The organism is Acidocella sp. MX-AZ02 (assembly GCF_000306035.1).
GTDB classification, from domain to species: Bacteria; Pseudomonadota; Alphaproteobacteria; order Acetobacterales; family Acetobacteraceae; genus Acidocella; species Acidocella facilis.
In genome coordinates, this window is sequence record NZ_JH976208.1 from 524,036 (window position 1) to 533,795 (window position 9,760).

Consider the following 9,760-nt stretch of genomic DNA (forward strand, 5'->3'; position numbering starts at 1 on the left):
AGCATTGCCGCCCGCCGCCCCGTCAATGTCCGGCGCGAAAATCAAGGCGCAGAAGCAGGCGGCGGTGACGGTGGCGGTGCTGCATCCGGCGGTGGCCTTTGCCGATAACCAGGCCCCGGATTATCCGCGCGCGGCGATTCTGGCCGGCGAGCAGGGGGTGGTGCGCTTCAGGCTGATCGTCGGCCCGGATGGCCGGGTGGAGCGCTTCGAGCTGACCCAGAGCAGTGGCTATGCGGATCTGGATGCGAGCGTGCGCACCGCAGCGCTGGGCTGGCGCTACCAGCCGGCGACGCGCGGCGGGGTGGAGGTGCCCTCCATCGTCACCTTCCATGTCCGTTTCGTGCCGCATTGAGAACGTGCGAGAGCGTATTCCGCTCACCTTCGCGCGCGGAGCACGCTCTCGCTTTTTGTTTGAGCGAGCAACTTTATCCGATCAAACGATTCCGTTTGATCGGATGTTGCTCTAGCATTTGCACATGCATCTCACTCATCCGCATGAAGCCCCCGCCGCCGATCAGATCGATTTCAACCAGTTTCTCGCCGTGGATATCAGGGTGGGCACGGTTCTGACCGCCGAGCCCTACCCGGAGGCGCGCAAGCCGGCCTACAAGCTCTCCATCGATTTCGGGCCGGGGATCGGGGTGAAGCGCTCCAGCGCGCAGATCACCAAACATTATACGCTGGAGGAGCTGGTGGGGCGGCAGGTGGCGGCGGTGGTGAATTTCCCGCCCCGGCAGATCGGCAAATTCATGTCCGAGGTGCTGACGCTGGGGTTTCCTGATGCGGAGGGCGAGGTGGTGTTGTTCGCGCCGGATCAGGGCGTGCCGAATGGGGCGAGGTTGTTTTAGGGGCGGCGGAGGGCGGTCTGTCCGGTGATGAGCAAGTAATCCAAGAAGCAGACATCAAAGACAGGCTAACGGGGCAACGGTAGTCGCCATGAATGTATCGCTTGCAGCGTTCAAAATGCTCGATTTAAGATATTTACATGCTTTCAGCTGTACAGCTTCGCGTTGCGCGTCCAACTGACAATATCGAGGCTTTGATTCCATTTTATCGAGACGGTCTCGGATTGGACGTATTGTGTCGATTTGAAAATCACAATGGCTTTGACGGCATTATGCTAGGAAAAGTCGGTGTTATTTTTCATTTTGAGTTCACCCGTGCACAAGGCCATACGGTCGGTCGGGCACCGACACAGGACAATCTTTTGATATTCTACCTACACGATCACGACGAATGGACTGCCGCTATAAATAGCATGAGATCTGCGGGATTTATGCCTGTGCCGGCGTTCAATCCATATTGGGATAACTTTGGCTGTACTTTTGAAGACCCTGACGGTTACAGGATCGTTATCCAGCGTGGCAGCTGGGAACCTGAATGAACGTCGCATTTTGAGGGTAAGGGAAACATGAGTGCCATCCAGCTTCGCGTCGCAAACTTAAGTGATGTAGGTTCGCTCGCCGCTGTGCATGTTGCGGCCTGGCGTGAGTCCTATCCAGGCATTCTTCCCGATGAGATGTTGGCGGCTCTTTCCGTTGAAGCTAGAACCGACATGTGGCGTGAATTCCTTAGTGCCCCAGCGACGTCAGCGGAAACAAAAGTCTATGTCGCCGAAATGCATGGGCAAATAGTTGGTTTTGGCTCTTGTGGGGGGCAGCGTGAGAAGGCGCTTGCACAGCTGGGCTTTGGTGGTGAGATTAGCGCAATATATCTGTTGCGGTCTCATCAGCGTTTGGGGCTGGGACGCTCGCTTATGACGCAAATGGCGCAGGCTCTGACGAAGTTAGGTTTCGTAGGGGCCGCGCTATGGGTATTGCGCGAAAATATCGCAGCCCGTGGCTTTTACGAACGGCTTGGCGGCACGTTGGTTGGCGAGAAAAAAGATGAGAGGCCAGACGCCACGTTCGACGAGGTGGCATATGGCTGGCGCGACCTGACGCTATTCGCCCGCTAATGGACGCTCCACGCGATGCTTTAAACGGTAAAATTGGGGCGCAAGCCGCCCCACCCCCTCACGCAACCATCGTCGATTGCCGGCTCGCAAACCTTGCCCAGGCATCCGCCGCGTCCTCGTCGAACAATTCCGTCAGCTTGCGCATCATCGTGCCGCCCAGCTCCTCGGCGTCCACGATCGTCACCGCGCGGCGGTAATACCGCGTCACGTCATGGCCGATGCCAATGGCGATCAGCTCCACCGCGTCGCGGGATTCGATCTCCTTGATCACGTCGCGCAGATGCCGCTCCAGATAATTCCCGGCATTCACCGAAAGCGTTGAATCATCCACCGGCGCGCCGTCCGAGATCACCATCAGAATCCGCCGGTGCTCCGGCCGGTTCAGCAGCCTTTTATAGGCCCAGAGCAGCGCCTCGCCGTCGATATTCTCCTTCAGAAGCCCTTCGCGCAGCATCAGCCCGAGATTTTTGCGGGCCCGGCGCCAGGGTGTGTCGGCGGCCTTGTAGATGATGTGGCGCAGATCATTCAGCCGTCCGGGATGCGCCGGCTTGCCCGCCGCCACCCAGGATTCGCGGCTCTGCCCGCCCTTCCAGGCGCGGGTGGTGAAGCCCAGAACCTCCACCTTCACCGCGCAGCGCTCCAGCGTGCGGGCGAGAATATCCCCGCACATCGCCGCCACGGTGATCGGCCGGCCGCGCATCGAGCCGGAATTATCGATCAGCAAGGTCACCACCGTGTCGCGGAAATCCGTGTCGCGCTCGCGCTTATAGGTCAGCGCCAGCAGCGGGTCGGCGATGACGCGCGAGAGCCGGGCCGGGTCCAGCATGCCCTCTTCCAGATCAAACTCCCAGGCGCGGGTCTGCTGGGCGAGCAAGCGGCGCTGCAGCCGGTTGGCGAGCTTGGAGACGACCGCCTGCAGATGCTGCAGCTGCTGGTCGAGCTGGGTGCGCAGCCGCCCCAGCTCGTCCGGGTCGCACAGATCCTCGGCCTCGATCTCTTCGTCATGGGCGCGGGTGAAGGCGCGGTAGCTGGTATGGTCGTCGCTGGGGGCGGGCGGGCGGCGCTGTTGCGGGCCGGCCGGGGCCTCGCCATCATCCGCGCCCATATCCTGGGCGTCCTCCTCGTCCTCGCCGGGCTCGTCCGCGCCCTCGGCCTCGGCCATTTCCGGGGCGGAGGCGAGCATCGGGGCCTCCTCCTGCTGGCTCTCGCCCTGGCTGTCCTGGGAATTATCCTGCTGCGGCGTCTGCTCGCCGCCCTCATTCTCTTGCTCGGACTCGTCATCGTCACCCGGCTCCACCTCGCCCTCGGCCAGCTCCATGGCGGCGAGCAGCTTGCGGGCGGCGGTGATGAAATCGGTCTGGTTGTCGCGCGCGGCGGCCAGCTCGTTCAGGGCGCTGTTGGCATTGGCATCCAGCGCGTCCCGCCAGAGCGCCAGAGCCGGCTTGGCGGAGTCGGGGATCGAGCCCGGGTCCATCTTGGCGCGAGCCATCAGCGCGAGAGCGGCGGTCAGTGGCAGCTGGTCGCGGGCGGTGATCTGGTCCAGCCCTTGTTGGATATAATCATCCCCCAGCCTGGTGCGCAGATTGGCGGCGACACCGGCCATGAATTCCGAGCCGACCACCTCCACCCGCGCCTGCTCCAGCGCGTCGAACGCCTCCTTCGCCTCGCGGCTTTGCGGGGCGCGGGCATTATGCAGGCCGTCATCATGGTGGCGCAGCCGCAAAGCGATGGCATCCGCCGCAGCGCGCAGCTTCAGCATCTCCGGGTCGGCCAGCGCGCGGGAGGGGGCGGGCAGGCGGGCGCGCTTGCCCACCAGCCCGGAGGGGCCAGGCTGATATGCCACCTGCACATCCGCCGTGCGCGCCATGGCGCGCAGCGTGCTCGCGGTGGCGCGCTTGAAGTCCTCCGCCCGGCCCTGGTCCTGCTTGCCGCTCATCGGCTCAGGCGCTCTTGCGCAGGCCGGTCGGGATCTCTTCGTTGAAGCAGCGCTGGTAATATTCCGCCACGGTCTGGCGCTCCGCCTCGTCGCATTTGTTCAGGAAGGTGAGCCGAAAAGCGAAGCCGAGATCACCGAAAATCCGCGCATTCTCCGCCCAGGTGATCACCGAGCGCGGGGACATCACCGTGGAGAGATCCCCGGCGATGAAGCCGGCGCGGGTGAGGTCGGCCAGCGCCACCATCGCGCCGACGCGCTTCTTCTCCGCCTCGTTCTTGGCATCGATCCCCATCTTCGCCATCACGATGGCGACTTCCTGGGCGTGCGGCAGATAGTTCAGCGTGGCGACGATGTTCCAGCGGTCCATCTGGCCCTGATTGATCTGCTGGGTGCCGTGATAGAGGCCGGTGGTGTCGCCCAGCCCCACCGTGTTGGCGGTGGCGAACAGCCGGAAGGCCGGATGCGGGCGGATGACGCGGTTCTGGTCCAAAAGCGTCAGCTTGCCCTCGACCTCCAGCACCCGCTGGATCACGAACATCACATCCGGGCGGCCGGCATCATACTCGTCGAACACCAAAGCGCAGGCATGCTGCAGCGCCCAGGGCAGGATGCCCTCGCGGAATTCCGTCACCTGCTTGCCGTCCTTGAGCACGATCGCGTCCTTGCCGACGAGATCGATACGGCTGATATGGCTGTCCAGATTGACGCGGATGCAGGGCCAGTTGAGCCGCGCCGCCACCTGCTCGATATGGGTGGATTTGCCGGTGCCGTGATAGCCCTGCACCATCACGCGGCGGTTGAAGGCGAAGCCGGCGAGGATGGCGAGCGTGGTCTCGCGGTCGAATTTATAGGTCGGGTCGATCTCGGGCACATGCTCGGTGCGCTGGGAGAAGGCCGGCACCTCGAGGTCCGACTCGATGCCGAAGAGCTCGCGGACCTTCACCGTGATATCCGGCAGATCGATCGCCGAGGTCGGCAGGGGGCGGGTTTCGGTGGCGACGTCGTTCATTCAATCCATTCCTAATTGCTTCGCGCATGGGGCGCTTGGGCCGGCGGCCGGAGGGTCAGGGTGAGGCGGCGTAGGCGTCCGGCTGCGGCGACATTGTCAGTTTGCCACGAAGCGCCGCATAGGCAAGGTTGATCGTCTTCAATCTTTCCTCGGCCGCGGCATCGCCGTGGTGGATGTCGGGGTGGTGGCGCTTCACCAGCTCCTTGTAGCGGGTCTTCACCATCTCCAGCGTCACCGGCCAGGCGAGGCCGAACACATTCAACGGGTCCCGCAATTCAGCCGGCGTATCCGAAGCGGGCGGCTTTTTCTGCGGGCGCTTGCCGAAGGCGAAGGCGTGCAGCTCCGCCTCGATCGCCTCTTCCAGGCGGGCGGCGCGGCCGTTCTGGCCCAGCGGCCAGGTGGGACGCTGCCATGAGGAATCCTCCCGGGTGGCCGCTTCGATCTCCTCGGGCGACATGCCCTTATAATAATCCCAGGAGGCATTATAGGCGCGCACATGTTCCAGGCAGAACCAATGGAATTCGCGCAAGGTGGAGCGGGATTTCGGCGCGCGGAATTCGCCCGCCAGGGCGCAGCCCGGGCTTTCGCAAGGCTGGCCGGGGGCGGCCGGGTCCGGCACATAGGCTCGGCGGCGGCTGGTCGGCTTGTCGTCGGAAGAATACATGGGCCTAATGTGCGCGTTGAGAGGCCGCGCGGCAACATGAACTTCGCCCGCCATGCGCGCGGCGCGGGACAGAAAACGGAGCAGATGATGACAAGCAGGCTTGACCGCATACGTACCACCCTGGAGGCGGGCTTCGCGCCGCTGGCGCTGGAGATTGAGGATGAAAGCCGCCGCCATGCGCATCATGGCGAGCGCAACGGCCTGCCGGCGGGCGAGACGCATTACCGCGTGGCGATGGTCTCCGCCGCCTTCGCCGGGCAGAGCCGCCTGGCCCGCCAGCGCGCGGTGAATGAGGCGCTGAAATCGGAGTTCGAGACCGGGCTGCACGCGCTCTCCTTGGCCCTGCGCACGCCGGAGGAGGCGGCCGGCTGACCCCGTTGCGTGCTTGAATCACCCGCCTGGCGGCCCAACCTGCTGATCCAGAACGCAGGAGAGCACAGCATGCGCCGCCAGATGGGGTTTGGAACGATCGCGATTGTAGCCGGCTTGGGCGGGTTGCTGTTTGGCTATGATACCGGGGTGATCTCCGGGGCGCTGCTTTATATCCGCGAGAGTTTCAGCCTGTCGGGGGCGATGCAGGGCGTCGTGGTCGCGGTGACGCTGGCCGGGGCGGCGCTGGGCGCGGCCTTTGCCGGGGCGCTGGCGGATGCGCTGGGGCGGCGGATCGTGCTGCTCTTCACCGGGCTGGTGTTCGTCGCGGGCGCGCTGCTCTGCGCTGCCGCCTGGTCGCTGCCGGCCTTGATCGCCGGGCGGCTGGTGGTGGGGCTGGCGATCGGTGTGGCCTCGATGCTCACCCCGCTCTACCTCTCCGAAATCGCCCCGCCGGAGAAGCGCGGCGCCATCGTCACCATCAACCAGCTTTTCATCACCATCGGCGCGTTTCTCTCCTACGTGCTGGATTATGCGATGACCTTTCTTGCCCATGGCGGCGGCGGGCATGATGTGGTCTGGCGGGCGATGCTGGGGCTGGCGGCGATTCCCGGGGCGGCGCTGCTGATCGGCATGGCGCTGCTGCCGGAGAGCCCGCGCTGGCTGCTGGCGCACCAGCAGGAGGAGAAGGCCAAGGACGCGCTGACCAGGCTGCGGCCAGGACGCGATTCCGGGGAGGAGTTTGCGGCCTTGCGCCAGGATATCGCCGAGGCGGACAAGCAGCGCGCGCCCTTCAGCCGGCTATTCGCCGCCGGGGCGCGGCTGCCGGTGATGATCGGGGTGGGGCTGGCGATTTTTCAGCAGATCACCGGCATCAACACGGTCATCTATTTCGCCCCCACCATCTTCAAGGATAGCGGCATGACCGGCAGCGCCGGGGCGATTCTGGTGACGGCCGGGATCGGGCTTATCAATGTCATCCTCACCATCATCGCCATGCGGCTGCTGGACCATGCCGGGCGGCGTGCGCTGCTGCTGGTCGGGCTGGTGGGAATGTTTGTGAGCTTGCTGGGCATCAGCGCCTGCTTTGCCATTGGGCTGCATGCTGGCGGTGGCCATCTGGTGGCGGTGCTGGTGATCCTGCTGATCGCGGCTTACGTATCCTTCTTCGCGATCGGGCTGGGGCCGGTTTTCTGGCTGCTGATCGCGGAGATTTTCCCGCTGGCGATCCGCGGGCGCGGCATGAGCCTGGCGACCATCGCCAATTGGGGCTTCAACATGCTGGTCTCGCTGACCTTCCTCGATCTGCTGAAGGGGATCGGCCAGAGTGCCACCTTCCTGGTCTATGCGGTGCTGACCGGGGCGGCTTTTCTGTTCACCTACAAGCTGGTGCCGGAAACCAAGGGCCGCTCGCTGGAGGAGATCGAGGCGCAAATGCGCGGCTAGAGCAACATCCGATCAAACGGACTCGTCTGATCGGATACAGTTGCCCGCTCTAGCTCCGCCCGTAATGGTCCTCGATTCTAACGATATCATCCTCGCCGAGATAGGAGCCTGACTGGACCTCGATCAGGGTCAGCGGGATTTTTCCCGGATTATCCAACCGGTGGACACAGCCGAGCGGCAGATAGATGCTCTCATTCTCCTGGATCAACAGCTCCTCGGTGTCACGCGTCACCAAGGCACAGCCGGCGACGACCACCCAATGCTCGGCGCGATGGAAATGTTTCTGCAGCGAGAGCCGGCGGCCGGGCCAGACGACGATGCGCTTCACCTGGAAGCGCTCGCCCTGGATCAGGCTTTCATAAAACCCCCAGGGGCGATAGCTGCGATATTGCGCCTCCGCCTCCGGCCGCTTCTGGGCCTTCAGCTTGTCGACGATTGTCTTGACGTTCTGCGCCTCGGATTTATGCGCCACCAACACCGCATCCTGGGTGGTGACGACGACGAGATCCTGCACCCCGAGCAGGGCGGTGAGCATGCCCTCCGAGCGGGCGTAGCAATTCTCGGCATTTTCCAGCACCACGTCGCCCTGGGCGAAATTGCCGGCGGAATCCTTCGGCGCGATCTCGGCCAGAGCCGACCAGGAGCCGACATCCGACCAGCCAAGAGCAGCTGGCACGACGGCGGCCTTATGAGTCTTCTCGGCAATCGCATAGTCGATCGAGATATCTGGCGCGGCGGCGAAGCTGGCCTCATCCAGCCGGATGAAGTCCAGATCGTCATGACGCGCGGCAACAGCGGCACGGGCGGCGGTGAGCACTTCGGGAGCCAGAGATTGCAGCTCCTCGATCATGATATCGGCCCGGAAGATAAACATGCCGGAATTCCAGAGATAACCGCCTTCGGCGAGCATCTGCGCGGCGCGGCTGGCGTCGGGTTTTTCCACGAAACGGGCCAGCTTGTGCACGCCGGAGAGGTTGGGCAGCGCCTCGCCCTGGGCGATATAGCCATAGCCGGTCTCGGCTGCCGTCGGCTGCATGCCGAAAGTGACGATATAGCCGGCGCGGGCCGCGGCGGCGGCTTTCGCCAGCGCCTCATGCAGGGCCGGCTCATCCTGAATGGCGGCATCAGCGGCCATGATCCAGAGCACGGCATGCGGGTCGGTCTCGGCGGCGAGCAGGGCGGCGGCGGCGATGGCCGGAGCAGAGTTGCGGCCCACCGGCTCCAGCAGGATGCGCGGCGCCTTCACCCCGGCATCGCGCAGCTGTTCGGCGACGATGAAGCGATGCTCCTGATTGGCAACAACGATCGGGGCGGCGAAGCCAGCGCCCGTGCCGCGCAGGGCGGTTTCGGCCAGCATCGGGGTGGTGGAGAGCAGCGGCCAGAATTGCTTAGGGAAGCTCTTGCGCGAAACCGGCCAGAGCCGCGTGCCGGAGCCGCCGCAAAGAATCACCGGGACGATCTTTTGGTCCGCGTTCTGGTTCGACATGTCAGCCCCTTGCTCTGTTGGCGCGAATTAGCCGCCAAGGCTGGAAACTGTCCAGTCGGGCTGGCAGGATGGAGCGCATGCACAAGCCCTTTGCCAGCGTCAGGCTGGCCGACCTCACCGCCCCGGATTTTGCTGTTCTGGCCCAGCGCCAGCCGGTGATTTTGCTGGCGCTGGGCAGCCAGGAAGATCATGGCCCGCATCAGCCGATGGGGGATTTTGTCCTGGCCGATGAGATCGCCGAACGCATCGCCCGCGCGGCGAATGAGGCCGGCACGCCCTGCGTGATGGCGCCGACACTGCCCTTCGGTGTCGCGGATTATTTTGCCCCCAGCCCCGGCGGGCTGGCGCTCGCGCCGGAGAGTTTCAGGCGCGTGCTGGCGGAGCTGCTGGAAGGGCTGCTGCGACATGGCTTGCGGCGCATCGTCATCCTCAACGCCCATGGCGGCAATGTGCCGGTGGTGCATGAGGTGACGCTGGCGATCAAACGCCGCACCGGGCTGGTGATCCCGTCCTTCTATCTCTGGAAAATCGCCCGGCAGCTGATGGAACGCCGGCTGGATGGCGCCGCCGGGCGCTTCGGCCATGGGGCGGAGCCGCTGCTCTCGCTGAACCGGGCGTTGCGGGCGGACACCATCCGGGATGCCGCCGGGGCGCCTGAGGGGGGCGAGATGCTGGGGTTGAAGGTGCGGGATTTCGGCACGCTCGATTTCGAGGGGCTGAGCGTGGAAGCGCCGGTGGAATTCGATACCGTGCCCAAGCCCGCCATCGAAGCCGCCTGGGCGGCGGGGGATGCGGATCTGGGTGAGGCGGTGGCTGAGGATCTGGTCGCGGCAGCGGCGCGGTTCGTCGCGCATGTCGCGGCCGAGGTCGGCAAGGCCGTTTGACGCTCTAGC

Annotated in this window: 11 protein-coding genes; 7 read left to right on the top strand and 4 right to left on the bottom strand. The window is 64.5% G+C overall.

What is annotated here, in order from left to right; translation table 11 throughout:
* From MXAZACID_RS10745 to MXAZACID_RS10755, 4 genes are all read left to right on the top strand, one after another.
* Positions 1-352: energy transducer TonB (locus tag MXAZACID_RS10745; RefSeq protein WP_168118422.1), on the top strand; the 352-nt coding region annotated here is incomplete at its 5' end.
* Between the two features lie 124 nt (positions 353-476).
* Positions 477-848: a tRNA-binding protein gene (locus MXAZACID_RS10750; protein ID WP_008494370.1), complete on the top strand. Its 372-nt coding sequence runs from the start codon at positions 477-479 to the stop codon at positions 846-848.
* 137 nt (positions 849-985) lie between these two features.
* Positions 986-1,384, top strand: coding sequence for a VOC family protein (locus tag MXAZACID_RS18295; protein ID WP_008494371.1), 399 nt, complete (start codon positions 986-988; stop codon positions 1,382-1,384).
* 27 nt (positions 1,385-1,411) lie between these two features.
* Entirely contained in the window at positions 1,412-1,957 is a 546-nt protein-coding gene (locus MXAZACID_RS10755) for a GNAT family N-acetyltransferase (protein WP_008494372.1), read from the top strand.
* A 58-nt stretch (positions 1,958-2,015) separates the two neighbouring features.
* Here the strand turns inward: MXAZACID_RS10755 and cobT are convergent, their stop codons facing one another.
* The 3 genes from cobT to MXAZACID_RS10770 are packed head-to-tail and all read right to left on the bottom strand — an operon-like array spanning position 2,016 to position 5,566.
* A complete protein-coding gene (gene cobT / locus MXAZACID_RS10760) occupies positions 2,016-3,893 on the bottom strand; it encodes a cobaltochelatase subunit CobT (RefSeq protein WP_008494373.1) in 1,878 nt (625 codons plus the stop codon).
* Positions 3,894-3,897: 4 nt separating this feature from the next.
* Positions 3,898-4,902, bottom strand: coding sequence for a cobaltochelatase subunit CobS (gene cobS, locus MXAZACID_RS10765; protein ID WP_008494374.1), 1,005 nt, complete (start codon positions 4,900-4,902; stop codon positions 3,898-3,900).
* Between the two features lie 55 nt (positions 4,903-4,957).
* A complete protein-coding gene (locus tag MXAZACID_RS10770; protein ID WP_008494375.1) occupies positions 4,958-5,566 on the bottom strand; it encodes a J domain-containing protein in 609 nt (202 codons plus the stop codon).
* An 87-nt stretch (positions 5,567-5,653) separates the two neighbouring features.
* Here MXAZACID_RS10770 and MXAZACID_RS10775 point away from each other — a divergent pair, with 87 nt between their 5' ends.
* Together MXAZACID_RS10775 and MXAZACID_RS10780 are read left to right on the top strand one after the other, a co-directional pair.
* A complete protein-coding gene (locus MXAZACID_RS10775; protein WP_026439737.1) occupies positions 5,654-5,938 on the top strand; it encodes a BolA family transcriptional regulator in 285 nt (94 codons plus the stop codon).
* 69 nt (positions 5,939-6,007) lie between these two features.
* A complete protein-coding gene (locus MXAZACID_RS10780) occupies positions 6,008-7,381 on the top strand; it encodes a sugar porter family MFS transporter (RefSeq protein WP_008494377.1) in 1,374 nt (457 codons plus the stop codon).
* Between the two features lie 49 nt (positions 7,382-7,430).
* Here MXAZACID_RS10780 and MXAZACID_RS10785 read toward each other — a convergent pair whose 3' ends face one another.
* Positions 7,431-8,867 carry a mannose-1-phosphate guanylyltransferase/mannose-6-phosphate isomerase gene (locus MXAZACID_RS10785; RefSeq protein ID WP_008494378.1) on the bottom strand — a complete coding sequence of 479 codons (1,437 nt, stop codon included), beginning with the start codon at positions 8,865-8,867 and terminating at the stop codon, positions 7,431-7,433.
* A gap of 77 nt (positions 8,868-8,944) precedes the next feature.
* On the opposite strand from MXAZACID_RS10785, the gene MXAZACID_RS10790 reads away from it, so the two are divergent.
* Positions 8,945-9,751, top strand: coding sequence for a creatininase family protein (locus tag MXAZACID_RS10790; RefSeq protein ID WP_008494379.1), 807 nt, complete (start codon positions 8,945-8,947; stop codon positions 9,749-9,751).
* Positions 9,752-9,760 lie beyond the last annotated feature (9 nt).

Excerpts from the sequence above, each read along its gene's own strand:
- cobT (WP_008494373.1), bottom strand. The coding sequence starts at position 3,893 with ATGAGCGGCAAGCAGGACCAGGGCCGGGCGGAGGACTTCAAGCGCGCC.
- MXAZACID_RS10750 (WP_008494370.1), top strand. The coding sequence starts at position 477 with ATGCATCTCACTCATCCGCATGAAGCCCCCGCCGCCGATCAGATCGAT.
- MXAZACID_RS10775 (WP_026439737.1), top strand. The coding sequence starts at position 5,654 with ATGACAAGCAGGCTTGACCGCATACGTACCACCCTGGAGGCGGGCTTC.
- MXAZACID_RS10790 (WP_008494379.1), top strand. The coding sequence starts at position 8,945 with ATGCACAAGCCCTTTGCCAGCGTCAGGCTGGCCGACCTCACCGCCCCG.
- MXAZACID_RS10785 (WP_008494378.1), bottom strand. The coding sequence starts at position 8,867 with ATGTCGAACCAGAACGCGGACCAAAAGATCGTCCCGGTGATTCTTTGC.
- cobS (WP_008494374.1), bottom strand. The coding sequence starts at position 4,902 with ATGAACGACGTCGCCACCGAAACCCGCCCCCTGCCGACCTCGGCGATC.
- MXAZACID_RS10755 (WP_008494372.1), top strand. The coding sequence starts at position 1,412 with ATGAGTGCCATCCAGCTTCGCGTCGCAAACTTAAGTGATGTAGGTTCG.
- MXAZACID_RS10780 (WP_008494377.1), top strand. The coding sequence starts at position 6,008 with ATGCGCCGCCAGATGGGGTTTGGAACGATCGCGATTGTAGCCGGCTTG.
- MXAZACID_RS10770 (WP_008494375.1), bottom strand. The coding sequence starts at position 5,566 with ATGTATTCTTCCGACGACAAGCCGACCAGCCGCCGCCGAGCCTATGTG.
- MXAZACID_RS18295 (WP_008494371.1), top strand. The coding sequence starts at position 986 with ATGCTTTCAGCTGTACAGCTTCGCGTTGCGCGTCCAACTGACAATATC.